This is a genomic window from Bradyrhizobium symbiodeficiens (assembly GCF_002266465.3).
Lineage (GTDB): Bacteria > Pseudomonadota > Alphaproteobacteria > Rhizobiales > Xanthobacteraceae > Bradyrhizobium > Bradyrhizobium symbiodeficiens.
Map to the genome: position 1 here is coordinate 2,061,460 of NZ_CP029427.2, position 25,208 is coordinate 2,086,667.

A 25,208-nucleotide genomic window follows, 5' to 3' on the forward strand; every position below is an offset into this window, starting at 1 on the left:
TGCTGCGCATCTATTCGCGTGACCAACCGTCTTGGCGAGTCCGTCAAGAGCGGCGGGTGCGATCACTTCAGCTGAGAGAACGGCCGTTGCTGTTCGGTTGAGGCTCGATGCTTCCCAGGAGCGCGCGGATGACTCAAGGCATAGATTGGCCCGGATTAGCGAATTCATTCAAAACCGACGCGCTCTTTTTTAGTCCGACAGCAGCAAACAACCTCGCATCATTCTTCGATGGTATTAATGAACTGAAAACGAATGAAGGCCGTTCGCTTGTCGTGGACGCGGGCCCCGGAACGGATTTCCACACACTTTTCCGCGCCCAGATCTTTCCATCTCACGACAAGTTGAAAGCCGCGCTCGGCAGACCAGACATCCACCTCGGCTCGCCGCGCTCGCGCTTGGCGATTGATGGTCGCATGAGCGGACAAGGCATCTTGGCGTTTTGCGCTACCAACAATCTGAAAGCCGCTATAGCCGGCACGCGGCCGTCCGCTGGTAGCCGGATTGCTGTGGGTCAGTTCGAGATCATTAGAAAGCTGCGACTACTCGACCTGACCGTTATTGATAACGTTCGCATCACGGGAAGCCTCGCTGACTTCGGATTGGCCGGGAGAACCGAGGTCGCCGTTTTTCTACGATCGCTAAGTGCGCGTCTCGCGCAGTCAGTCATGTTTGACGCCGAGCCTTCTGAATACCTTGCAGCGGAGGCCATGGTTCACTTTCTTCTAACAGAGGCTTCGGTGCCTATTGATGGCATCATCTTTCCATCGGGGCATTCCGTCAGAGACGCTCTTGGCGTCCTCCTTTTTCACGGAGCATCCAGCGTCGAGCCAATGAACTTCCTGGAGGGAACAGAGATCGGCGTGAGAACGGGCCGGTGGCAGAGGCTGGCTGGATGGAAGACTACGAAGTGTTTGAGGAAATGCCGCAATATCACAGTGAAATAGATAAAGGCGAGCAAGAGCCGGGGAGGCCGGACTCAGGCACCTTTGTGGTGGGAGTGCCGGTTTCCGCTCACAACGCCGATTGGCGCGACCATGCCTTACGCATCGTGCCTGAGAGCGTGAAAGTACACCACGTAAAGCGCATCGAAATCGAGGCGGATGAGTTTGCGGTGAAACGGCGCCGTCAGAAAGGACGTGACGGGTTGTCAACATCGGTGACTCCGGCGATTCAGATGCAACAAGCCGTGGAGGAGACCGGTCAGCGCAAACAGCGCTGATCGCAACCATCGGCATAGGAGTTCGACAAATGACCAATATCGTTTCCGGCATCAAGATTCCCGATAGCAAGATCGCGCGCGAAGCTGCTGAGCTCGTCCGGCAACATGAATCCGAGTTATTGTTCAACCACTCGGTCCGCGTCTTTATATTTGGCGCGATAAAAGGCATTCGTCATAATCTGAAAGTCGACGCGGAGCTTCTTTACGTCGCGGCGTTGTTTCACGATCTGGGTCTCGTAGACGCTTTTCACACCGACACGAGGCGGTTTGAAGTCGATGGTGCTGACGCAGCGCGCAAATTTCTCCGCGGTCATGGCATTCCCGATCCGAAATCTGATTTGGTTTGGGAAGCGATCGCCCTGCACACCACTCCGGGTATTCCGCAATTCATGCGGCCGGAGATCGCCCTCACGAACGCCGGTGTATTGGTAGACGTCGTCGGAATTGGATATGACGAGTTCACATCGGAGCAACGCGATCAAGTCATCGCCGCGTTTCCCCGCGGCGAGAATTTCAAGAATGATTTCATCAAAGCGCAGACCTGCTCTGCTCTCAAGAAGCCTGCGACGACGTTCGGCACCGTCAACTTCGATTACATCCAGGAACACGACCCCGCATTTCACCGGCCCAACGCGTGCAGTAGAATTCGAAACGCTCCCTGGCGGAGTTGAACTGTCGTGGGTGCTGGGCTCTGGGGCGGCATGGTGAGGGAATCCGTGCAGCGCGTTACCGATGGGAGCGTGCCCGTGTCTTGGTGCAAGGACCGATGTCCAGATCGCTAAACGAACTTCACTGGCTAACCCTCGGAGCGTTTGCGATCGGCACCGAAGGTTCATGATCGCCGGTTTGCTGCCGGCCTTGGCGCAAGACCTGAACGTCAGCTTGTCCGCCACCGGGCACCTGGTCACCGCGTTCTCTGTCGCTTATGCCGTGGGCGCTCCGATAATGGCGGTGCTGACCGCCCACTTGGAGCGGCGTCGCGTGCTCGCGATCGCCATTGCGAGCTTCAGCGTCGCGAATCTGCTCGCTGCAATGGCGCCGGGTTATGCGGCGTTACTGGCAGCTCGGCTGCTACTTGCCCTATCCGCCGGCAGTTTCATGCCGGCGGCCAGCGGATATGCCGCGGCGCTGGGCGGACCGGAGCGGCGTGGCCGGGCTCTGTCGATGGTCACCAACGGCTGACCTTAGCGATCGTTGCCGGCGTGCCACTCGGGGTTTTGGTCGGTGAGCGATTCGGTTGGCGCGCTACCTTCTTCTGCGTGGCGGGCATGGCGGCGCTCTCACTGCTTGGCATCCTCTTCGGGATGCCGAGTCAGCGGCCGGGCATTACGGCGAGTCTGGGAGAACGCCTGGCGTTGGCCAAGCGCCCCGACGTGATGGCAATCTTGGCGACCAGTGTCTTGACGGTCGCCGGCACATTCACGCTCTATACGTATCTCGGCGTCTTTCTGGCGCATGTTTCGGGGATTGGACCACAGGGCCTCGCGCTGGTGCTCTTTGGCTTCGGGCTGGCCAGCGCGTTCGGTACCCGGCTCGGCGGCGCCATGGCGGACCACTGGGGCGCGGGCTTTACCGTGATCGTAAGTGGCGGCCTCACTGTTCTGGCCTACCTTTTACTCTCGCTGGGCGTGACGCTCGGGCCTGCGCGGGCCATGTTCGTTTTGCTACCAGCCATCCTGCTTTGGGGCTGGCCAGCTGGGGGTGATGACGGCGCAGCAGGCGCGCTTGGTCGCGCTGACTTCTGATCTGGCTGCGGTCGGCCTGTCCCTCAACTCGTCCGCCATCTATCTCGGAAGCGCGGCCGGCGCTGCGGTCGGTGCGCTGGTTCTCGCCGATAGCGGCGTAATGCGGCTCGGCTGGGTGGCGGCGGGATTTAGCGTGGCCGCGCTGCTGGCGGTGCCGGTCAGCAGCCGCGCCTTATCACGCCGGGGCTGAAGCGAGCTATGCACCGGCGCACGCGTCAAGGGCTGTCGTAGATCAGTCGGATCGAAGGAGCAGATGAATGATCCCAGACATTCTCAGGAAAATCGAGGTCTACAAGCGTCGGGAGATCGAGGCTGCTAGGCGAATCCGTTCGGAAGGGCAAATGATGTCGCTCGCCAAGGCCGCTTCGGCCCCGCGGGGATTCGTCACGGCAATCCGCAGCAAGCTGGCGACGGGCGAGTATGCGCTGATCGCCGAAATCAAAAAGGCGTCTCCGTCGAAAGGGCTCATACGCGAGAATTTCGATCCACCTTCACTTGCCAGAGACTACGAAGCAGGCGGCGCGGCTTGCTTGTCCGTGCTAACCGACAAGCCGTCGTTCCAGGGAAGCCTGGACTTCCTGGCGACGGCGCGCGCGGCGACGAGCCTCCCCGTGCTGCGCAAGGATTTTATCTTCGATACCTATCAGGTCGTGGAGGCGCGGGCATACGGGGCGGACTGCATTTTGCTCATCATGGCGGCCCTTGACGATGCTGCCGCCGAAGATATCGAGGCGGCGGCCCTCGACCATGGTATGGACGTGCTGATCGAAATCCACGACCGCGACGAACTCGAGCGAGCCTCGCGGCTGCGTTCTCCGATGATCGGTATCAATCATCGGAACTTGAGGACCTTCGAGACAACGCTTGCAACCAGTGAAGCGCTGGCGCCGTTTTTTCCGAAAGATCGCTTGATCGTCGGCGAAAGCGGGATATCCGCGCCTGCGGATTTGGTCTGGCTTGGCCTGCTCGGGATATCGACATTCCTGGTCGGAGAAAGCCTGATGCGTCAGGATGACGTGATCAGCGCTACGCGGGCGCTACTCGCCCGCGAAGAGAGAGGGGTCCAGTTCCTCTGGGACTTTGACACCATTACCTGCCGTTTTCCCGACCCCCAGCGATCCGAGCACGTAGCTGTTCCGTCAATCCCGTCATCTGCGCGCGCAGCGACTGCCGGCGCTGGTCATCATGCAACGTGCTCATCTGCCGGCTGGCGTTCTTTCACTTCCTTGCCGCTGCAAAGGGCGCAAAGTGACGGCTGCACATGCCCCCGCTGAGTGTCCAATTCAGGGAAACCTCAAATGAGGAAGCAGACGATCACCTTAGTTGTCGCATTCGCGTACGCGGCAGTAATCGCAAGCGCCGCGACGTGGTGCAGCGCTGCTGGCACTGGAACGTCAAAGGAGGAGGCAGTGAGACTGGAGAGCATCTATTCGTTCTCCGAGACGCTCGCTCGCTTGCGCGCGGCTCTTGAAGCGAACGGTTTAAGGATATTTGCGACCATCGACCACCACGCTGCAGCCCAATCGGTCGGACTGGATATGCCCCGACCACTGTGTTGATCTACGGTAATCCAAAGGGTGGCACTGCTCTAATGCTGGCAGCTCCAGACTTCGCGCTCGAGCTTCCACTGCGATTGCTTGTCCGAGAAGGTGAGCGTGGGAAAGTCTACGTAACCTACGCCCCCTCGGCGAACCTGGAGGGAAAGCACGGGTTGCCAGTCGGTATGGCGGGAAAGCTTACTCCCGAACGGGTTATCACGAGCGCCGTAACAGCGTCGTCCTCAAATAACTGAAGAAGCGTAGACCGCTCATGGAAACACGAACATGAATAATATCGTCGCATCTGCAAACCGCAGAACAGCTCTCTTGGTGTTTAGTCAGGCAGCCATGCTCTTGGCGGCACTGTCTTCAACGACAGCTGCTGAACAGGAGTCCTCTGAGTATCTGCCTTCCGGTAGAAAGCTTTCGCGCCTGAGCAAGGCCCTTGCCGACGCCCCCCGCAGGCGCGAGTTCGAGAGCGTTCCTTTCATTCTCACCTCACCTGAACTGTGGGACCACGAAGCGGCCGACCTGCTGTTGTCGTATAAGTATCACGCGTTGCAGGTCTGGGAGAGCACCGATTTCGCAGCGCCATGGATCAACTTGATGCGTGAAGCTATCAACGGGCAGGTGTTCTCGCTCGGGAATGCCGACTTTCTTGCCGTTGCTGCGGTTCACGGAAACGCCCATTCGGCCCTATTCAACCAAGTCGCGTGGGAGAAGTACAAGCTGGCCAAGGTCGCTGGGGGGCAGGCCGACTTCAACAGTTTCATCGTCGAGAAGGCTGGTGCGTCACCCAGAGATGACCTTCAGGACCTGACAGGGTTCTATGGTCCGCAAAACAGCAATATCGTCTCACTTCAGCGGCGAGGAGCGGTATTTCTGGGCTGTCATGATTCCATTCATGCGATCGCGCGATATCTTCACCAATCCGGTGAATTCTCTGACATCTCTCCCGACGCGATAGCGGCTGACCTCACCAACAACCTGATTCCAGGCGTTGTGCTCGTCCCAAGCGTCGTGGCCTTTCTCGTCGAACTGCAGCATGCCGGCTTTACGTATTCAAAGGCAAGTTAGACTCGTCCCTGGCAATGGCGTCAACCTTGGTCCAACGCCGCGGCAAGGCCAGATCAAGGGTGCTGCAAGGCCGGCAATCAAGAGGAAAGATGCACCTTTGTCTCAAGCGTCGAAGGAGAATGCTATGAAGGGTCATGCCGCTCTCATCTGCGCGAGCTTTGCACTATTGGCCGCCGGGTCAGCGACAGCACAAGAGGGACGGCCGGAGACCGGAACGTCTAGCGTTGCTGAAATTGTTTCTGTTTTAGGAATACAAGTTCCTGACAGCGCATTGGCTCGCGACGCAGCTAAGGCCATTCGTGATAGCGAAGGCGAGCTGTTGTTTCAGCACTCCATGCGGGTTTATTGTTGGGCTGCATTGGCAGGTGGACGCAAGGGCATGGCCTTTGATCAGGAACTTCTTTACGTCGCGGCTATGTTCCATGATTATGGACTCACCGCAAACTACGGGGATAGCCACCTTCGCTATGAAGTGGATGGCGCAAACGCGGCACGGTCGTTTTTGCGCAGCCACGGCATTTCGGAAACCGATAGTCAAAGCGTTTGGCTTGCGATCGCACTACATACGACAAATGGAATCTCCTCGCATTTGTACCCGATCGCGGCGCTTCTTGCCGAAGGCGCGAACATGGATCTCGTCGGGGCCGGCTTTGACGACTTTACTGCGGAGCAGCGGAGCACTGTCCAGGTAGCTTACCCGCGTCCGCTGCACTTCGCCGAGGAGTTTCTGCAAGCCCTCTACGACAGCCTTAAGCACCGTCCCGAGACCACTCAGGGCACCGGTTTAGCTGACGTCATGGCCTATAAAGACTCCAGTTTCCACCGCAGGGATTTCAGTAGCCTCATGCGCGTGTCGCGCTGGGTGACGGGGCGATAGCCGTCGCGGCTCGTCACGATCGGTTGCCGTCATCCGCGCTGTAGATGGTACATGGAATTTTGATTGGTCGAAGAGCCGACGAATCTGACCGTAGTCATGCAGGTGATAGGCGACGCCAATGCGCCAGTCTTCCACGCTCGATCGCCGTTCGTTCGTCAAGGCCATAGGTCGCCTAGTAGGAGGAACGACTGCGGCTGGAGGTCTGCTAACGCTCGGCCGGTCGACGCCTGGGCCCGGGCGCGCTCGCAGCTCAAATCGCCAACGTCCGAGGCGCTCGTCGAGCCAATAGAAGCGCGCAGCGCCAACGGTTTGCTCGAGTTGACGATGACAGCTGCACCTGGGCCGGTGCATCTCGGCGATCGCGACTTCTCCGGTCTGCTTTACAACGGCGCTTATGTGCCACCGACGCTGCGCGTACGCCTGGGCGATACGTTGCGGATCACTTTCCGCAACAACCTGACCTCCGGGCTCGATCGTCCCGGTAATAGTGGTCCCGTCTGCGCGGGAACCGGCACCCCGTCGAACCTGCACTTTCACGGCATGGGCGTGTCGCCGCAAGCCAACGGCGACAACGTATTCGTCCACGTTCAGCCCGGTGATACCTTCGAATACCAGCTGCGCATACCCGCACACGGCCGGCAGGGTCCGGGTCTATTTTGGTATCACCCCCATGCGCATGGCTTCGTCAACGATCAAATCCTGGGCGGTCTGTCGGGCGCTCTGGTCGTCGATGGGATGGAGCGTCTTTTCCCTCTGTTGCGCGGATTGCCGGAACGCCTTCTTCTGATCAAGCACGTCAAGATGGCCGACGAAAGCGAGATCGTTTCGATCAATGGTCAAGTCAATCCCGCCATCACCATGCGCCCCGGTGAACTGCAGTTCTGGCGGATCGCGCACGTAGGAGCATCGGATTTCATAAAATGCCGTGTCGAGGGCATGCCGCTATATATCGTGGCGACCGACGGACACGCCCTATCGCAGCCACGCAAGGCGAATGAATTCTTCATCGGGCCGGGCAAGCGGATTGACGCGATCGCAGTCGGACCGCGGGCAGGGGAATACCCGATGCAAACCGTCCCGTTCCAGAACGAGGCCTGGCGTCCCCCTTGAACCGGTCCGGCAGTTGGCGCTGGTGAGCTCCAGTGGAGAGTTGCCGAGCCCGGCGCGCGTTGAGAACGAAATTCTTCGAATCCGAGTCACCGGTCCGCAATGGATCGACGAGGTCCGTGCGGCGCCGATCGCGCGGCGGCGGATGCTGCTCTATTCACGCACCCAGGATCGCAAGGCCTTCATGATTGACGGTCACATCGTCGATGAGGCGCGCATCGACCAAATCGTCAAGCTAGGCGATACGGAAGAGTGGACGGTGGTAAATGAGGATCAACAGTATCACAGCTCCCACATACACCAGACACCTTTCTTGGTGACTGAGGTCGCTGGTCGTTCCTGGAGCGACGATAGCCTGCGTGACACGTTTTCAGTCCCGCCCGCGACAAACCGGCGGCCTGGCATACTCAAGATCGTGATCCCGTTCACTGATCCCGAAATCGTGGGCAGGTTTGCTTATCATTGCCATGCAGTTCGATCACGAAGACAAGGGCATGATGGGAATCATTGAAGTTGTCGCCTGACGTGTCGTGTCGCGATTGGCGCTTCTCGCTCCAAGATTGGAATTGCAATGACGCAGCACAAATTGCGCATCTGGCAAATAATTCTGGTCGACGAAACGCGGAAAGCGTTCACGCAGTACATCGCCGCGATCCAAGCAACTCATTTGGCGGGTGTAATCCAGGCCACTCCTTACGCACACGGCCCAGTGACATGATCGCAGCGTGATCATTCGCGGAATGAAAGCGCTGCACTTCCGCAGGCGATCAATGTTCGTCAGGATGAATCTGTAGGAGCCATGTCGGCAATCTCGTCGAAAACACGGTTGCGTGCACGAGCAAAGGAAAACCAATCATGCGGATAAGCCTGCTAGCGATTCCATCGACCGCCGTATTCCTGTGTCCGGCTCTTCTGGCCATTGGATATGCCGCCTCCGCACCGGCCGTTGCACAGTCGGTAGGAGACTATTTCCATACGGGGGCTGGCGCGCGATATCTGGAGCGAGCCAAGAGCGACGTGATCACGGTGCCCTTGCGCGGCAACATCAATGTCCTGATGGGATCCGGCGGAAATATTGTGGTTCTGTCGGGAAGTGATGGCAAATTCCTCGTAGATGCCGGCATCAAGCCGTCGAAAGACAAACTGCAAGCGGCTCTCGATAAGATTAACCCTTCACCATTGAAATACGTCGTGAACACTCATTGGCATTGGGATCATACCGACGGAAACGAGTGGATGCATGCAGCGGGCGCCACGATCATTGCGCAGAGGAATACGCTGAGGCATCTATCGGAGACCACTCACGTGGATGACTGGAATTGGACCTTCGCTCCCGTTCCAGCCGGCGCACGTCCGACGATTGTCGTGGACAATGAGAGGGACTTCAGCTTCGCAGGCGAATCGATAAAGGTTGAGCATTTGGGTCCGGGTCATACCGACGGCGATCTGTTAGTGTATTTCCAGCGGGCCGATATTGTTGCCCTCGGCGATACATTCTGGAACGGAAACTATCCGTTCATCGACAACGAAGACGGCGGCAGCGTCAGCTCGGCCATCAGTTGGGCCAGCAAGGCGATCGAACGCACCACGGATAAGACCATCCTGATCCCGGGGCATGGTGAGATTGGCAATCGAGCTCAATTGATTGAATTTCGAGATATGCTGATCGCTGTACGCGACCAGATTGCTACGCTGAAGTCGCAGGGAAAGTCCCTCGAAGAAGTCATGGCGGCGAGGCCGACGGCGGCCTTCGACGACAAGTGGGGTCGATTTGTGATCAATCCGAAGTTCTTCACCAAGCTCGTCTATGAAGGATTGTAAACGGTGCGGCGCGCTCCGCAATTGCGGCGTGGGTTCTCGATTGTCCAATTCTAATTCGCTTGTCCGTTGGAACTGGCGGCTATTTTGTGGTCTTGGTCAGAAGGAGGCATCGATGCATCAACGTGAAAGCTGTCCTGCAACCGAAACGCCCAATGGTCCTAGCGTCGGCTGTCGCGTGCCCTTGAGTGTGGGCTCGTGTCTCGTTCTGTCGCGGCGTTCATTGCTTCGGCAACTCGGAGTCGCAGGGGCGTCGCTCGCGGTCGCGCCGGCCCTTGCAAGCGAGTTGATCGAGCTGCCGCTGCCGAGCGAACCGCGTCAACGACCGCTCACCATGCTTTCCCGGACAAGTCGGGCATGATTCTGCAGCGAAGCCGCCCGCCACTGCTTGAGACACCAATTGAGGTATTCGATCAGGGCGTGTTCACGCCGAACGATCTGTTCTACGTGCGCTGGCATTGGTCGGTGATCCCAAGTTCGGTCGACGTGACCAAGTTCAGGCTCTCGGTACGGGGCACGTAGACCGAGCGCTGTCACTCTCTATCGCAGATATTCTCCGCCTGCCACGCGTCGAGTTGGCCGCCGTCAACCAGTGCTCGGGTAATTCACGGGGCTTTTTCTTGCCGCGTGTGCCGGGTGCGCAATGGGCTCATGGCGCGATGGGCAACGCGAGATGGACGGGGGTCCGTTTGAAGGACGTGCTGGATCGGGCGGGCGTCAAGAGTGGTGCCGTCCATGTGCGCTTTAAGGGCCTGGATGAACCGCCGGTGCCAGACGCACCGACATTCAGGAAATCGCTGACTATCGATCATGCCCGTGACGGCGAGGTGATGATCGCTTTTGCCATGAATGACGAGCAGCTTCCACTTCTGAATGGCCTCCCGCTGCGGCTGGTCGTGCCCGGCTGGTACTCGACGTACTGGGTCAAGATGCTCAGCGATATCGAGGTGTTGGACAAGCCAGACGACAATTACTGGATGGCGGTCGCCTACACCATTCCAGACACGCCACACGCCAACATCGCGCCGGGCCAGAGCGGCGTGAAGATGATTCCGATCAATCGCATGCCACCGCGGTCTTTTATTACAAATCTCACGGAAGGCGGCTCCTTGCCTGCAAAGGCGGCTTTGCCGCTGCACGGCATTGCTTTCGGTGGTGATACGGGCGTCGCCAAGGTCGAGCTTTCCACCGATAGCGGTAAATCATGGCAGACGACCACGCTCGGCACGGATCACGGCAAATACAGCTTTCGCCGCTGGGAAACTGATGTCTTGCTGCCCGAGAAGGGCAGCTTCGAACTGATGGTTCGTTGCACGAACTCGGCCGGCGAAGTCCAGCCTGTACAGCCGAACTGGAACAATAGCGGCTTCATGCGCAACGTCATCGAAGCGATTCATGTCAACGCGACGTAGGAGCAGTCCATGCGCATGACAATCACTTTAGCCGGCTGCTTGTTGATCGCGTTGCTGTTCCCGACGACGGCCCGGGTTCAGGAGCAGCTCAAAATTAGGTCCATGACCGTCGATCTTCCTGCAGGTGATGCTCTATTTCCAGGCGGTTCGACGGCCGAGGCGATCAACAACAACTGCTTGGCCTGTCACTCAGCGGACATGGTGCTGCACCAGCCGGCGCTGCCGCGCGCAACGTGGGAGACTGAGGTTCACAAGATGATCAAGGTCTACAAGGCTCCAATCGATGAAGCCGACGTGGCCGTGATTGTCGACCTCCTCGCGAAAATCAAGGGGAAGAACTGACGAAAGACAGACCGAGGCAGTCACACGGACTGGATCCATACGTTTACCGATCCGTGGTCGGCCAATGGCATTGTGGAGCCCCAGTCGCACGATCGAGTTGATCGGGAGCGCCGCCATCGCATGATGGTGCAGTCGAAATCCGCAATCTTGGTACTGTTATACGACCAAGCACAACGCATCTCTTCGCCAACTAGCGAGCCGCGGCGATCCGGGTTCATCCGGCTAGTGGGATCCTCGATCAATACTGACGGCGTGGGTCGTGGAAAAGGAGCCGAGGAATTCCACAATGGATGACATTTTGTCGATCGCCGGCGCGCCGCGCTTCCAAACCCAAGGATGACAGATGACCGAACAGAAAAGCATCATGAAGGCTATCGCTGTGACTGACCAGGCAGCAGGATCGGCTGGAATGCAGCTGGTGGAGCGGCCTAAGCCGCAGGCAGCGATAAACGACGTCATCGTTAAGGTTCATGCGTCGGGCTTCGTCGCGACTGAGCTGGAATGGCCTTCGACTTGGACCGATCGGCTCGATCGCCACCGAACGCCGGCGATCCCCGGCCACGAGCTGTCCGGGGTGGTCACCGGTCTCGGCTACGGCACAACGGGTTGTCGGTGGGACAGCGGGTGTTCGGCCTCGCTGATTGGTATCGCGACGGCACCTTGGCAGAGTATATAGCCATGGAGGCACGCAACCTCGCGCCGTTGCCGGGTGACGTCGGCTTCACGGTGGGCGCGAGCCTGCCGATATCGGGCCTGACCGCGTGGCAGGACTGTTTGTGCACGGGCGCCTTCGGGCGGGGCAGAGCGTGCTCGCGCACGGCGCGGCCGGCGCAGTCGGGTCGATGGTGACGCAACTCGCACGAGAGGCCGGCGCCTACGTCATCGGCACCGGTCGCGCGGCCGATCGTCAGAAGGCACTCGATTTCGGCGCGCAGGAGTTTGTCGACCTTGGCACCGACGCTTTGGAAGACGTCGGTGGAATCGATCTTGTGTTCGACGTTATCGGCGGCGACATCGGAAAACGGTCCGCACGCCTGATTCGAGCCGGAGGAACGCTGATATCCATCGTCGGGCCACCCGACGCGCGGCCGGTCGATGGCCTGACCGTCGACTTTGTTGTCGAGTCCGATCGCACCCAATTGAGTGATATCGTCCAGCGGTTGCGCGACCGACGGCTGCGGACAAACATCGGCAACGTCTCAACCCTCGACAATGCCGTTGCCGCCTTCAACACGACCGAGCGACGCGCGGGAAAAACCGTCATCCGCGTTTGTCCTTGACGACTTTGCGAGAGTGGGGTTCTGCCTCGCGGACCATCGTCGCCCCCTGGATCGTGGCGATCGTCTTCCGTGCCTTCTTCGCCCGGGCAAACAACCGGGTCTCGCGCGTCGGCGAGCGGGGGCAGGTGTCGCATGTCACGACAAGACCAACAGGCAGTTTCGCTTCTTAGGTTCATGAAGAGCGACGTTTTCTCGACCCATCGGAGGTGTCTTGGATGCATGTCATGACTTTCAACGATTCGTGCCCGCCGCCGGTATTGCCGGCGGATGCGGCGTCTCTCGCGGCCGCAATCGAGGGTTCGGTTCTACTCCCGGGCGAAGTAGGATACGACGACGAACGTGCCGTCTGGAATCTCAATCATGAGCTGACGCCGGCGGTGATCGTGGTGCCGAAGAGCGCGGCCGATGTCCAGGCCGCCGTTACTTTCGCGGCGAGGCAGCAACGGCCTGTTCTGGTGAAGAACACCGGCCATCAGATGGTCGGCAAGGCGCAAGGTGCCGTTGTGATCGCAACGCACCGCATGAACGACATAACGATCGACGCGGCCTGCTGCACGGCGCGGGTCGGCGCTGGCGTGCTGTGGTCGGAGGTGATTGCGAAGGCGGCCAAGGTCGGTCTAGCTCCGCTGAACGGGACTAACCCCACGGTAGGAGTCGTTGGTTATACCTTGGGTGGCGGGCTCAGCCCGACCCTCGGCCGTTCCCACGGCTACGCCGCCGATCACGTGCGCTCGCTCGACGTGGTCACCGCGGACGGCAAACGTCGGCACGTCGACGCGGAATCCGAACCCGACCTTTTCTGGCCCTTCGCGGCGGCAAGGGCAACTTTGCAGTGGTCACGGCCTTGGAATTCAACCTGTTTCCGGTGTCTCGCCTCTACGCCGGCGGCATCTACTTCCCGGGTGAGCGGATGGCCGAGGTGCTGCGAGCTTGGGCCGCTTGGCATCCAGGCACGCCGGAGACGATGACCACGTCAATCGCTGTGATGCGGATGCCATCATTGCTCGAAGTGCCCGAGCCTTTGCGCGGGAAGTTTCTTGTTTCGGTGCGGGTCGCCTACAACGGCACGACTGCGGACGGCGAGCGGATGGTAAAGCCGCTGCGGGCGGCAGCCCCGGCAGTCCTGGATACCGTGCGGGACATGCCGTACAGCGAGGTCGCATCGATCCACAACGAGCCGACCGACCCGCTGCCATACTACGAGCGGGGCATCATGCTGCGAGAGTTCCCCACGCAGGCGCAGGATAAGCTGATCGAACTCGTTGGTCCGGACGCTGAAACCGCCTTGGTGCTCGCCGAGCTGCGGGCTCTCGGCGGGGGATGGGACCGCGAGCCGGCAGAACCCAATGCTGTAGCGACTAGGGGTTTGCCGTACAGCCTGCTAGCCGTCGCCGCCGGTCCGCTGTCGCAGGAGCTGCAACTCAAGGGATCGGTCGCCGAACTGCTCGAGGGCATGAAACCTTGGCAGGCCGATCGGCGGTACGTCAACAATCTCGCGCCGGATGAGGCGGCTGACGCCGCGGCGATCTACGGCCCGGAGTGCTACGAGCGCTTGGCGTCCATCAAGACGGCCTACGACCCAGCCAATATGTTCCGGCTCAATCACAACGTGGTGCCGGCAGCTTGATTGGACGCTGGCTGTCAACCGGCATTCAAATATTGCAGGCCGAATGAAATCCAGTGTTCGCTCTTCGCGTTGCGAATATTGGTACTGCCGCAATTTGGCTCGATCCCGGGCAATTGTTTGAAATCGACAGGCTTGCCCCTGGCGTCCAGCTTCGTCTGTAGTTCATCCAGCACGAGTCGAGGCTCCTGTTGAACACGACTGTGTATTCTTTCTCGGCAGATGTTCCGCGCCCCCGCCCGTGCGCCGGAGCGGTCGATGTGAACAGTCGTCATCTCGCGCGTGAAATTGTTTCACTTCCGTACTGCAGCGCAAAGGCCATACGAGAGAGACGTCAGTGCGCAGAGCACTGTATCTTGGAATCATAGGAGAACCGACATGGATTCCATTTCTCGTCGCCATATGTTGGCAGCGACCGCTGCCGGAGGTCTTCTGACGAGCGTTGCGCTGGCGCACGCGCAAACTGCAGGCGGCGCGATTCCTCAGCCACAGCGACGGGGTCATGGCGGCACCGATCCCGGTCCGCGCAATCTAATGCGGGATCAACAGAACCCGGATCTGCTGGTACCGCCGTCAACCGACCATGGCACCTTGCCGAACTTGCGCTTCTCGTTCTCGGATGCCCATGTGCGGCTTGAGCCGGGCGGCTGGACCCGCCAGGTCACGCAGCGTGAGCTGCGCATTGCCAAGTCCATGGCCGGCGTGAATATGCGGCTGAACGCGGGCGGTGTGCGTGAGCTGCATTGGCATAAGGCATCAGAATGGGCCTACATGCTCTATGGCAAGGCTCGCGTGACGGCGGTCGATTCCGAGGGACGCTATTTCGTTGATGACGTCGGCGTCGGAGATCTCTGGTTCTTCCCCGGCGGAACCCGCACTCGATTCAGGGCCTCGGCCCCGATGGCTGCGAATTCCTTCTCGTGTTCGACGATGGCGACTTCGACGAAGACAACACCTTCCTGCTCAACGATTGGTTCAAGCGAATACCGGCCGATGTATTGGGCAAGAATTTCGGGGTGCCTGCCTCGCTGTTCGGTCACACCCCCGATGAGAGCGAGCGCTATATTTTCCAGGCTCCGTTGCCGGGGCCGCTTGGATCGGAAGCCATACCGCGCGCTAAGGCGTCGGAGACGAGCTACACCTGGCGTATGATGGAGCAGGTGCCCATCAAGACGAAGGGCGGAACGGTGCGGATCACAGATTCTCGTTTGTTTCCGATTAGCAACACGACTGCAGCGGCCATGGTTGAAGTCGAACCTGGCGGATTGCGCGAGGTACACTGGCACCCTAACGCAGACGAGTGGCTCTACGTCATCGAGGGGCAGGCGCGCATGGGTGTGTTTGCCGGCCAAGGGCAGGCGCGCACCTTTGATCTGCAGGCCGGCGACGTGGGTTACGTTCCGGTGGCGATGGGCCATTATCTCGAGAATACGGGCTCGACCAGCTTTCGATTTCTCGAGACATTCAAGAGTGATCGCTTCATTGATTTCTCACTGGATACCTGGATGGCGGCAACACCGCCGGAACTGGTGCAAGCTCATCTCGAACTCGATCCAAAGGTGATGGATGCACTGCGCACGAACAAGGCTCTGGTCGTGCCGCAATAACCGCCTACGTCTGAGTGCATCGCGGCGCACTCCGCCGGAACCTGATGGGCAAGTCGCGGATCGTCCTGGATGGACGCCCGGCGGCACGGTGCCAATCAGCATTCCGCGCAAGATTGGAGATGTCGTGACGGTTTGGTTCTCGGCGTGCGGACTATCGACCGCTATCGCCCAGACGCCATCGCACCTCAATTTTACTTTGACGCGCGTCACGACGTGATCGGCGAATGACGATAGAAGTCGGTCCGCCTTCGCGACGCTATCAGGAGCATGGCGGACGTCAAACAGCGTCCCCGATTTGTGAGTACGTCTAGTCCGCGGGGGGCAACGTGAACCGAAACACAGCTCCCCGAGGTTGGTTGGCGCTCGCCCATAGCTGCCCACCATGCGCTTCTATGATCGAACGACAGATTGAAAGCCCCATGCCCAAACCGACTGTCTTGGTTGTATAGAAAGATTCGAAAAGCCTTTCAACGGTTGTCGACGCAAGTCCGGGACCAGAATCTTGAACGACCACGAGAACGTGGTTAGCCTCCGTTTTCTCTGTTCTAATCAGCAACCGTCGCGGGCCGCCGTTGGCAGCGCTCATCGCTTCGATCGCATTGATGATCAAATTGAGCGCCACTTGCTGCAACTGTACGCCGTCGCCGCGAATGGTGGGAAGGTCATCGGCGAGCAGCATCTCGACAAAAACACCGTTCTTGTTCGCCTCGCTGCCGGTGAGTTCGACAACTTCACGAACCAAACCGTTGACTTCCAGCAAGTCCCGTCGCGGCGGCACCTTCTTGATTAAGTCTCGGATCCGGCCGACGACATCGCCGGCTCGTGTGCCATTTCTGACAACGCGCGCGAGTGCTCGCCGCACTTCTTCGAGATCTGGCGGGTCATGTTCGAGCCAACGCGAAGCTGCCTGAGCACCGATAACAGCTGCTGTGATGGGTTGGTTGACCTCATGGGCGATCGAACCCGTGATCTGGCCTATGGTGGCGACGCGGTTTGCGTGTGCCAATTCTGCCTGCACCTGGCGGTACCTGCGTTCACTCTCACGGGCCGCTTCTTCCGCCCGCTTGAGATTTGTCAAATCGAGGATGTAAGCGACGCCCTGGTCCGGCCGTCCTTCAAATGCCGCGGCGCCAATCAGCACCGGGACTCGGGTGCCGTCTTTCCTGAAATACTCCTTTTCGCGAGCCTGCATCGTGCCGGTTGCCACCAACTCCTCAATCTCGCTCCTAGCATGCACTTCCTGCCATTCCGGCGGCGTCATGTCGAACCACCGAAGCCCGGCGTTCAGTTCCTCTCGGTCATACTGCACCATGCGTAGGAACGCGTCGTTGGCTTCGAGTAGTCGTCCATCCAGGTCCCAGATCACAATGCCGATGACGTTGGAATCGACCAGGCGCCGTATCCTAGCTTCGCGCTCCTCAAGCTCCTGATACAGATAAGCGTTATCGAGCGAAATAGCTGCTTGCGAAGCAAGCACCTTCAGGACTGCCGTCCGCGCCGGCGAGAAGACGCCGGAGACGAGATTGTTTTCGAGGTACAACGCGCCGACGATCTTGGCCTGATTAAGAAGCGGTAGGCAGAGAATCGAACGGGCGCTACGCTGCTGGACATATGGATCAGCCGCGAATGGCGATTGGCCTACAGCATCGTCCAGGATGATGCACTCGCAGGTGCGCAGCACAGCGCGAAGCAGCGATACGGGGAGCAGTGCCACGTCGACGCTCACATCGCGCATGTGAATGGTCACCAGATCGGCACTGATCGTGGCTTCGGCTGTGATTCGCTGCTCGGCACCGCGCAAAACAACCAGCAACCCCCGTTGGGCTCCGGCCTGTTCCATAGCGGTCCGCATCAGCGACTCCAGGAGTTTCTCCATGATCCGTTCGCCGGCGAAGGCCTGCGACACCTTGATCACGCTGGCGAGGTCGAGGTGTTCGACGGAGGCAGCGATCGTACCTGTAGGGAGTGCGGAAGCTGCTTCTGTTCTGAGATGCGGATGGACGGCATCGAGCTGGCGGACCTTGCCGTCCGCGCCCCAGCGAAGGTAGCAGCTTCGGGCACCCTGCAGATAAAGCTGCGCAATCTGCGGAAAGCCGCGTGCCAAATAGAATTTTGCTGCCATTTCATAGGCAAGCGCTTCGATGTGAACGAAAGAATTGTCCTGCGCCGAGCGAATGGCTTTTTCATAGAGGTCCATGGCATCGAGTGCGCGGCCGTCGATCCGAGCAATCTCTGCTCCTAGCAAAGCGGCTCGGCTCTCGAAATTCTCAGTGCAGTGCCGCGCCCACAGTTCGAGTTGTGTGTATTGAGCGACGAGCGCTCCGAAATGCTGCTGCCTCTCCGCTGCAGGCGAGTTATGGCAAGCAGCCGCGTGAGCGAGCGCGGCAAGGAAGCTGTACTCGGCTGTCTCGAACATTGAGGGGAAGTCCAAAGAAACCGCTCAGCTCTCATTGAGGCTTCCAGGGCTGCCGTGTAATCACCGGCAATGAGACGTGACTGCAGCTTGCGTATCCAGTACCAGCCCTCAGCCAGTGCTAGATCGGGTCTTGTAGTCAGTTCCTGTTCAAAGGAATGCTCGTCAAAGCCTTCCTCGTCGAACGTCCCGAAGACGGGCGTCAAACCACGAAGCGACCTGATCAGGCCGAGTTGGGTGCGGATGCGGTCGATCGCAAGACGGAACCGCATTCTCACCGCAAATGCCAAGCCGCGCTCGGCTTCGTGTTGCACTTCCTCGAGCGGGTCGCCGGCCGCGAGAAGGTTCGTGTTCAGGTGAGCGTAGCAATACGCCTCGAAATTGAGGTCGCCGGTCTGGTTTGCGGTCTTGAGAGCCAAGCGTAACATCTCTCGCCCGCCGCGTACGTGCCGCGTCCAGGGAATGACCAGGCTTCCGAAATTGAAATAGATTCTGGCCTGGAAACGTTTCAGCTCTCGCTTTTCGACGAGGTCTAAGCCGACCCGCCCGAAACGGATTCCGGCCTCGTAGTCGCCGAAACATGGTCCGGCGACGAAACCGAGCACCGAAAAGGCCAGACTTGATGCGTCACAATTGCCATTTTCGATGCTGAGATTGACCGCACGGCTGGCCACCAGTGAAAGCAAGTTCACATCTGTATAAAGTGCGGGTACCGACAATCTTGTCAGGACTTCAAGTGTTGCCAGTGATGTCGCGTTGCTCAAAAGGGGCTGGTAGGCGAGTACATCGATCTGCCGGCCACCAAGGTTCGACCAAATCGACCGGTATTCGCCGCTTGCCTCTTCTCGCGTTGGATGCGGCGACCAATCGATACCGACATGCCGAAGATACTCGAGCCCGACCGCGACCGCGCGGGAACTCTGATCGAGAGTTACGTAGAGATCCACGAGCAAGCACGCGACGTTTGCCTGCTTAACCGCGTCGATCTTGCGAGCCGACAGAGCGTCCAGACGCCGCTCCGCGGCAGTCAACTTTCGGGTCAAAAATTCGCATTCAGCTCGACATATTTCAAGCGAAAACTCGAGTTCATGCCAGTCTTCCCCGCCGTTTTCGGGGAGCAACTTCGCGCCGGCAACGAAGTAATTCAAAGCAGTATCGTACGCGTTGGCAGCCTTTGCAGACTTGCCTGCCAGCAGGTTCAGCTCAGCTAGTTGCCAGCGCTCCTCCGCCGAGACGATCAAGCTCGCGCCTCGGTTAAGCTGATTCACGATGTCAAAAATCGCCTTTTCCCTGTCCTCGGCACGTGCATTCGCTAAAAGCTTCCTTCCTATCTTCAGATGCGTCTCAGCACGCAGCTCTATAGCAATGAGTGAATAAGCGGCGTCCTGGATACGATCGTGAACGAACCGGTACTGAGCGCCAACACGGTCGACCAACTCCTGACGGCGGGCCGGCAATAATGCCGTGTCCACTTCGTCTTCCGCAATCGAAAGGACGATCGCGATCGTCGCACTCTCCGCGACGTTTCCGAGACAGGCAAACTGCTGCAGCACACTTTGCGTTGCGGTGGGCAGTCTCGCCAGCTTCTTGACCAGGAGATCAACGATATTTTCGGTGTATCCCTTCGCGAAAATGCGTTCCAGCTCCCAGGTCCAGCGCCCGGCGTCGTGATCGAAGGTCAGCAATGCTTCGTCGGTGAGCGCCATCAGGAATTGGATTGCGAAGAACGGATTGCCACCTGTCTTGTCGTGGATTAATTTCGCAAGCGGATCGGCCCGACTGACATCGCAGCGAAGGGCATCCACGATCATCAGAGAAAGATGCTCGTGGGCTAGTGGCGCAAGCGCGATCGTCTCAAGGGTCGTGCCGGAAGCCTGGATGGCGGCGAACTCGCGCAGCAGCGGGTGGGTCGGAGCTAATTCGGAATCGCGATAGGCGCCAATCACCAAAAGATGTCGCAAGTCCGATTGCGTGAACACCTCCTTTAGTAGATCCAACGTGTCAGAGTCGAGCCATTGCAAGTCGTCCAGGAAGAGGATCAGTGGATGATCTGGCCGGGCAAACACCGCGATAAAGCGATGAAAAACAAAACGAAGACGACTCTGTGCTTGCTGTGGTGGAAGTTCGGCGAGAACTGGCTGGTCTCCAACGATAAGCTTGAGATCGGGAATAAGGTCGATCATAATCTGGCCGTTTGCTTCTAGCGCGTCCAGAAGTGACCGGCGCCAGATTGCCAACTCCGTATCGCTCTTACCGAGAAGCGGTCGGACCAGGCTATGAAATGCCTGCGCGAGCGCCCCATACGGAATATCGCGCTTAAGCTTCTCGGCCTTGCCAGACGCGAACATGATGCGCCGCCGCACAAGTGTTCGATGTAGTTCGTTGACGACCGACGACTTGCCGATGCCGGAGTATCCGGAGACCAACACGAACTCTGACCCGCCGGTGTCAGTGACGCGGTCGAGGCAGGCAAGCAAGGACGAGATCTCGCGATCCCGGCCGTACAGTTTTTCGGGAATCAGTAACCGGTCGGGTATGTCATATTTGCCTAGCCCGAACTCGCCGACACTGCGCCTCGCTTCCCACTCAGCAAGGCAACGACGGAGATCAACTTCTACACCACCCGCGGTTTGGTAGCGCTCCTCTGGTGTTTTCGCGAGGAGCTTCATGATGATCAATGATACAGGGGCTGGGATGCCCTCCGAGCGTTCATGTGGTGCGACGGGCATTCGTGCGATATGGCAATGCACCAGCCCATGGGATTTGAAGCCGTGAACGGCAGTACACCGGTGAGCATTTGATAGAAAGTGATGCCGAGAGCGTAGAGATCACTGCGCGCATCGATTGAGCGGTTCATCCGGCCCGTTTGCTCCGGAGCGATATAAGCAAGAGTCCCCGCGATTGTGTCGGGCGGTCCGGGAGTCTGTCGCTCGCGCGGTAGCTGCGACGCGAGACCGAAGCCGGTAAGGCGGACGCGTCCGTCCGCGCAGCCCGCCATAATGTTGGCCGGCTTGATGTCCCTATGAACCAGACCGGATCGATGAAGTTTGCCGAGCGTTTGAGTTATCCCGATTGCAAGCCGCAAGAATCGATCGATTTCCATCGCTGAATCGAGGAGTTTGGCGAGAGGCTCGCCCCCTGGATCCTCCAGCACCAGCGCGGCGCCGCTACTGTCGCGCTCCAGCCTGATCGGCCGGACCGCCCAGTCTGAATCCAGTACGTCTTTCAGGCTGAACTCGTGAGTGAGTCGATCAAAGCTTGCAGATGATGAGTACCCCGCCACAACCACCATGACGGTTGTCACATTGTCTGTGTCGATCCCTCTACATAACAGCCGCTCTCCATCTTCCCATAGCGGCGCGAGGTCATACGGCGACTGGCCCGTAGCATGGAAGAAATGGTTCAAGCGGAACTCCCGTTGGCAGGCTTATGCCGGTGACCGCAGCAAGGGTCGTCAGATTGAAACACGTCCCTTCGGTGTCGGCTCGGATATGGGCAGTCGCAACTTGTCTGACATGCGGGCGAGGGCAGGTAGTGACGTAGCGCGCATCTTCCGCATCACTTGGCCGCGGTGGACTTTCACTGTGATCTCGGTGATAGCAAGTTCGGCGGCGATCTGCTTGTTCAGCCGCCCACTTACTACCAAGCTCATTACCTCTCGTTCACGCGGGGTCAGGCTATCATAAAGGGCCAGGAGCTCAGCCAATGCTCTTTCATTTGTCAGCCAAGCTTGGTCCCGCGCATGACCGATGGCGATCGCATCAAGGAGATCCTGATCACGAAAAGGCTTTGTCAAAAATTCGATGGCGCCACCCTTCATCGCCTGGACACACATCGGAATGTCGCCATGACCGGTAATGAAAACGATCGGTACTTGCCTCCCCGCTCCGTTGGAAAGCGCTCGTTGCAGTTCGAGACCACTCTGTCCGGGCATTCGAACGTCGCTGACCAGACAGGTGGGCTGGTCCGGGAGCTCAATCCTCAAGAAATCGGCGACCGAACCAAAGAGCTGAAACTGAAAGCCGACTGATCCGAGAAGGCTTCCCAGCTCTTCTCGTACGCCATCGTCATCATCAATAACGATCACGGTCGGACGCTGCTCGGTCGATGGTTGCGTCACTGTAGAATCCCTTTGCGGGGTCTTAGGCTTGCATGGTCCCAGTTTAGCCCGTCTAAACTGCCAAAACTACCTCCGCGACCGGATCATCCGTGCGATCCCGCTAAGCTGGAGGGATCGTCAGGTAGCTATAGCTCAAGGCGTCTGATCGATGCTCGGGCCAATGACCTACACGTTTGTATAATCCCATTCGAGGCAGTTTTCGCCTACATTAGCAACGCGGCCCGTGACGGCGATGGACGACAAATCTGTCGTCCCGCTATACCTGTTTGACCAAAATGCTAGTGCCAGATAGGCGGGTTCTAATCGCGATCGTTGACGACGATGAGGATGTCCGTGAAGCCATTCGCGGACTTATCAGGGCGATGGGCTTCGTCGCCGAGGCATTCTCTTCGGCAGAAGAGTTCCTGCGCTTTTCCAAGATGAATCAGACCGACTGCTTGATCGCGGACGTCAATATGCCGGGAATGAGCGGCCTCGATCTGTGCCGTCGCTTGCGGGAGCACGGCAATGCCATCCCCACGATCCTGATCACTGCTTATCCGACAGAGGAAGTTCGTACGTTCGCTCTGGCAGCAGGAGTCACAAAGTTTCTGACCAAGCCATTCATGGAATCCGAACTGATGGAGGGGTGCGTATCGCCTTGAGTCGACCCCAGAAGAGCTATTAGCGCTCCATTTCTGTCACAGCGGCCTGCTCGGACACTCGCGCGCTGGATCAGGCAATGCTCGAGATACTGCTACACCAAGGTGTTGTGTGCCGCACTCAAAGGTATATTTGGCGCAATACAATGATGGAATAGACAGGGACTTCCGCCAAACATTTACTATCGATGCTTCTGGCGAAGCCTAGAGCTCTAATGTTCGATTCACTTTGGCCGGTAACCTTCAGCATCGCGGTCAGGAAGGGCCAGCCGAAGCAGACCGCGAGCCCTAATGAGGATAGACAGCCGTCGGCCCACCGTTCGGTACGTGCGCGAAGGAATGTTATGCTGCCCGTAAGTTGCGTTCAGACAATCCGCTACAGCTCCAAGCGGTAGATCAGCATGCCCGTTTTAGAACGCGTCGCGAATCCGGCCTTTGAAGTGTTCGACGTCAAGAAACGACGGCTCATCATTGCTGCAACAGTAGGCAATCTACTGGAGTGGTATGACTTCTTCGCCTACGGCGTTCTTGCAATTACGATAGCGCGCCTGTTCTTTCCGGCCGAGAGCCAAGTCGGCTCCTTGCTTCTAGCGCTCGCCACATACGGTGGCGGCTTGGTGATGCGACCTATCGGGGCAATAGTGCTTGGACTGTACGCGGATCGCGTCGGCCGGAAGTCCGCGCTCTGCCTGGCGATGCTCCTCATGGGTCTTGGGACCGCCGTAACAGCGTTTACGCCAACGTACGAGACAATCGGAATTTCAGCGCCTTTGCTGATCTTTATAGCGCGATTGCTGCAGGGATTCTCTGGCGCCGGGGAGCTTGGCAGCACGACAGCTATACTGGTAGAAAACGCGCCGCCTCATCAGAGAGGAGTCTACGCGAGTCTGAACGCTGCAAGCCAGCAGATCGGGTTTGTGCTTGCTGCGCTTGCCGTCATGTTTGTTACTCTCGCCATGACGCAAAGCCAAATAGAAGCAGGAGGCTGGCGTCTGCCGTTCATCTTGGGCTTAGCGATCGTCCCGTTCGCGTTCTACATCCGATCAAGCGTTGAGGAGGGGGACCTGCGCGAGCCTCGACCAGCGAGTATCCGGCTGAAAGCCATCCGAAGCGTTCGGTCCCTCTTGCTAGCGGTCGGAATTCTGACGCTTTACGTAGTGGCTGGCAATATCCTCTTCGTCTACATGCCGACGTTTGCAGTTAAAGAATTAGGACTGTCGAGTTCAGTCGCGTTGCTTTCTACGGTCGTGTCGACGTGTGTCATGATCGTGTTTACTCCAATAGCAGGGCGCTTTCGGACTGCGTCGGCCGCAGGCCGTTGCTTCTGATTGCTGGTGTCACCTTCGTGCTCGCGACTTTTCCTGCTTACGTTGTCATCACAGCCTGGCCATCCGCCGCGATACTAATAGTCGTTCATTCGGTCCTCGGCCTGCTGAATGCAGTCTATGTAGGACCCCTGTTGTCGGCGCTCGCAGAGCTGTTTCCTGCCTGCGCTCGCGCTACCTCGGTCGCTCTTGCCTTTAGTATAACCGCCATGATCGGTGCCCTGTCGCCAGCCTTTGCCGCTTGGCTTATTGCGAGTACAGGAGACGCTCGCTCACCCGCATTTATCGTGATCGCTGCAGCTGTGCTTAGCATTCTTGTTGTTCACCGATATAAGGACAAACACGAGGAGGCTCTCCTGTGATCTGTAGCACTTCTTGGAATCAAAGCGCTGCGGTGCGCTCGGAAATGCGGCAGGAACGCGTGGCGCATTCATTAGCCTTTCCGGGTTCGCCCGATCGTCAGAAAAATGGTGAGGTCGGTGGCGTGCCGCGGCGTCTAGAAGACAGCGATGAGTACTTCTTCGGACCATTCCGTCTAATCGCATCTGAAAGATTGTTACTCAACGGGACTACGCCAGTCGGGTTAGGCGGTCGTGCTCTTGATATATTGCTTGCGCTGCTTGAGCGGGCCGGAGAGGTTGTCACTCACAAGGAATTGCTGGAGCGGGTCTGGGCTAACGTCATCATTGAGAGCAGCAGCCTTCGGGTCCATATCGCCGCGCTTCGTAAAGCACTCGATGATGGACGAGCGGGTGCACGTTATATCACCAACGTTCCGGCTAAGGGATACTGCTTTGTAGCTTCCGTCCAGCGGTCGAGGCAAAGTCGACCGCTTCCGACCAGTACGGTCAGACGTAGCGCAACCGCGGCCCTGCCGGAGCGCCTGCAGCGAATGGTTGGTCGCGATGATGCCGTAGAAATGCTGCGGGCGGCGACTATCACAAAGCGTTTCGTGAGCGTCGTGGGCCCAGGCGGGTCGGCAAGACTACCGTCGCTGTTGCTGTCGCGCATGCACTGGAGCCCGAATTTGGCGGTTCGGTACGTTTCGTAGACCTTAGCGCCA

General features: G+C 58.6%; 22 protein-coding genes and 6 pseudogenes. 23 read left to right on the forward strand and 5 right to left on the reverse strand.

The features are described from left to right. Positions 1-128: 128 nt before the first annotated feature. The 18 genes and pseudogenes from CIT39_RS09390 (at position 129) to CIT39_RS09470 (ending at position 14,042) form a co-directional block, all read left to right on the forward strand. Positions 129-944: a hypothetical protein gene (locus CIT39_RS09390; RefSeq protein WP_334273102.1), complete on the forward strand. Its 816-nt coding sequence runs from the start codon at positions 129-131 to the stop codon at positions 942-944. Beyond that, a complete protein-coding gene (locus CIT39_RS09395) occupies positions 893-1,219 on the forward strand; it encodes a hypothetical protein (RefSeq protein ID WP_334273103.1) in 327 nt (108 codons plus the stop codon). Before CIT39_RS09390 ends, CIT39_RS09395 begins: the two co-directional genes overlap by 52 nt. A 29-nt stretch (positions 1,220-1,248) precedes the next feature. After that, positions 1,249-1,890 (forward strand): HD domain-containing protein, encoded by a 642-nt coding sequence (locus CIT39_RS09400; protein WP_094975594.1) that lies wholly within the window; start codon positions 1,249-1,251, stop codon positions 1,888-1,890. Between the two features lie 163 nt (positions 1,891-2,053). After that, positions 2,054-2,401 (forward strand): MFS transporter, encoded by a 348-nt coding sequence (locus CIT39_RS09405; protein WP_334273104.1) that lies wholly within the window; start codon positions 2,054-2,056, stop codon positions 2,399-2,401. Between the two features lie 20 nt (positions 2,402-2,421). Then, the gene (locus CIT39_RS09410) at positions 2,422-2,964 is read left to right on the forward strand and encodes an MFS transporter (protein WP_334273105.1); all 543 of its coding nucleotides are present in this window, start codon (positions 2,422-2,424) and stop codon (positions 2,962-2,964) included. Further along, the gene (locus CIT39_RS09415; protein ID WP_334273106.1) at positions 2,945-3,154 is read left to right on the forward strand and encodes a hypothetical protein; all 210 of its coding nucleotides are present in this window, start codon (positions 2,945-2,947) and stop codon (positions 3,152-3,154) included. The genes CIT39_RS09410 and CIT39_RS09415 overlap by 20 nt, the downstream gene beginning before the upstream one ends. A 70-nt stretch (positions 3,155-3,224) precedes the next feature. After that, positions 3,225-4,016 (forward strand): annotated as a pseudogene (trpC, locus tag CIT39_RS09420) (indole-3-glycerol phosphate synthase TrpC); the annotation flags it as partial. Positions 4,017-4,555: 539 nt separating this feature from the next. Beyond that, positions 4,556-4,756, forward strand: coding sequence for a DUF302 domain-containing protein (locus tag CIT39_RS33190; protein ID WP_414645247.1), 201 nt, complete (start codon positions 4,556-4,558; stop codon positions 4,754-4,756). A 31-nt stretch (positions 4,757-4,787) separates the two neighbouring features. After that, the gene (gene tetH / locus CIT39_RS09425) at positions 4,788-5,579 is read left to right on the forward strand and encodes a thiosulfate dehydrogenase (protein ID WP_148667305.1); all 792 of its coding nucleotides are present in this window, start codon (positions 4,788-4,790) and stop codon (positions 5,577-5,579) included. A gap of 124 nt (positions 5,580-5,703) precedes the next feature. Continuing rightward, entirely contained in the window at positions 5,704-6,456 is a 753-nt protein-coding gene (locus CIT39_RS09430; protein ID WP_094975590.1) for an HD domain-containing protein, read from the forward strand. 324 nt (positions 6,457-6,780) lie between these two features. After that, complete coding sequence (locus CIT39_RS09435; protein WP_334273107.1) at positions 6,781-7,566, forward strand: multicopper oxidase domain-containing protein; 786 nt, start codon at positions 6,781-6,783, stop codon at positions 7,564-7,566. Positions 7,567-7,588: 22 nt separating this feature from the next. Beyond that, on the forward strand, positions 7,589-8,074 hold the full coding sequence (locus tag CIT39_RS09440) for a multicopper oxidase domain-containing protein (protein WP_244607614.1): 486 nt from the start codon (positions 7,589-7,591) through the stop codon (positions 8,072-8,074). 344 nt (positions 8,075-8,418) lie between these two features. Next, positions 8,419-9,384 carry an MBL fold metallo-hydrolase gene (locus CIT39_RS09445; protein ID WP_094975589.1) on the forward strand — a complete coding sequence of 322 codons (966 nt, stop codon included), beginning with the start codon at positions 8,419-8,421 and terminating at the stop codon, positions 9,382-9,384. A 187-nt stretch (positions 9,385-9,571) separates the two neighbouring features. Then, positions 9,572-10,793, forward strand: a pseudogene (locus tag CIT39_RS09450) (molybdopterin-dependent oxidoreductase). A 9-nt stretch (positions 10,794-10,802) separates the two neighbouring features. Continuing rightward, positions 10,803-11,135: a sulfite:cytochrome C oxidoreductase subunit b precursor gene (locus CIT39_RS09455; protein WP_094975587.1), complete on the forward strand. Its 333-nt coding sequence runs from the start codon at positions 10,803-10,805 to the stop codon at positions 11,133-11,135. A 364-nt stretch (positions 11,136-11,499) separates the two neighbouring features. Beyond that, positions 11,500-12,415: pseudogene (locus CIT39_RS09460) on the forward strand (NADP-dependent oxidoreductase). Positions 12,416-12,639: 224 nt separating this feature from the next. Then, complete coding sequence (locus CIT39_RS09465; protein WP_334273108.1) at positions 12,640-13,383, forward strand: FAD-binding oxidoreductase; 744 nt, start codon at positions 12,640-12,642, stop codon at positions 13,381-13,383. A gap of 485 nt (positions 13,384-13,868) precedes the next feature. Beyond that, complete coding sequence (locus tag CIT39_RS09470; RefSeq protein WP_334273152.1) at positions 13,869-14,042, forward strand: BBE domain-containing protein; 174 nt, start codon at positions 13,869-13,871, stop codon at positions 14,040-14,042. A gap of 50 nt (positions 14,043-14,092) precedes the next feature. On the opposite strand, the pseudogene CIT39_RS09475 reads toward CIT39_RS09470, so the two are convergent. After that, positions 14,093-14,194, reverse strand: a pseudogene (locus CIT39_RS09475) (SOS response-associated peptidase); the annotation flags it as partial. A 223-nt stretch (positions 14,195-14,417) separates the two neighbouring features. On the opposite strand from CIT39_RS09475, the pseudogene CIT39_RS09480 reads away from it, so the two are divergent. Continuing rightward, positions 14,418-15,646: pseudogene (locus tag CIT39_RS09480) on the forward strand (cupin domain-containing protein). A gap of 307 nt (positions 15,647-15,953) precedes the next feature. On the opposite strand, the gene CIT39_RS09485 reads toward CIT39_RS09480, so the two are convergent. The 4 genes and pseudogenes from CIT39_RS09485 to CIT39_RS09500 all read right to left on the reverse strand — a co-directional run bounded on the left by CIT39_RS09485 (position 15,954) and on the right by CIT39_RS09500 (position 22,179). Next, on the reverse strand, positions 15,954-18,062 hold the full coding sequence (locus CIT39_RS09485; RefSeq protein ID WP_479686306.1) for a GAF domain-containing sensor histidine kinase: 2,109 nt from the start codon (positions 18,060-18,062) through the stop codon (positions 15,954-15,956). Between the two features lie 1,997 nt (positions 18,063-20,059). Further along, positions 20,060-20,788 (reverse strand): annotated as a pseudogene (locus CIT39_RS33285) (ATP-binding protein); the annotation flags it as partial. Beyond that, positions 20,734-21,465 carry a serine/threonine protein kinase gene (locus CIT39_RS09495; RefSeq protein ID WP_334273111.1) on the reverse strand — a complete coding sequence of 244 codons (732 nt, stop codon included), beginning with the start codon at positions 21,463-21,465 and terminating at the stop codon, positions 20,734-20,736. The gene CIT39_RS09495 and the pseudogene CIT39_RS33285, both read right to left, overlap by 55 nt. Before the next feature lie 48 nt (positions 21,466-21,513). After that, the gene (locus CIT39_RS09500) at positions 21,514-22,179 is read right to left on the reverse strand and encodes a response regulator transcription factor (RefSeq protein ID WP_094975584.1); all 666 of its coding nucleotides are present in this window, start codon (positions 22,177-22,179) and stop codon (positions 21,514-21,516) included. Between the two features lie 281 nt (positions 22,180-22,460). On the opposite strand from CIT39_RS09500, the gene CIT39_RS09505 reads away from it, so the two are divergent. From CIT39_RS09505 to CIT39_RS33200, 4 genes are all read left to right on the forward strand, one after another. Next, the gene (locus CIT39_RS09505; RefSeq protein ID WP_334273153.1) at positions 22,461-22,823 is read left to right on the forward strand and encodes a response regulator transcription factor; all 363 of its coding nucleotides are present in this window, start codon (positions 22,461-22,463) and stop codon (positions 22,821-22,823) included. Positions 22,824-23,221: 398 nt separating this feature from the next. Continuing rightward, the gene (locus tag CIT39_RS09510; RefSeq protein WP_334273112.1) at positions 23,222-24,148 is read left to right on the forward strand and encodes an MFS transporter; all 927 of its coding nucleotides are present in this window, start codon (positions 23,222-23,224) and stop codon (positions 24,146-24,148) included. A gap of 17 nt (positions 24,149-24,165) precedes the next feature. Continuing rightward, entirely contained in the window at positions 24,166-24,507 is a 342-nt protein-coding gene (locus tag CIT39_RS33195; protein ID WP_414645248.1) for an MFS transporter, read from the forward strand. A gap of 44 nt (positions 24,508-24,551) precedes the next feature. Further along, positions 24,552-25,196: a winged helix-turn-helix domain-containing protein gene (locus tag CIT39_RS33200; RefSeq protein ID WP_414645238.1), complete on the forward strand. Its 645-nt coding sequence runs from the start codon at positions 24,552-24,554 to the stop codon at positions 25,194-25,196. Positions 25,197-25,208 lie beyond the last annotated feature (12 nt).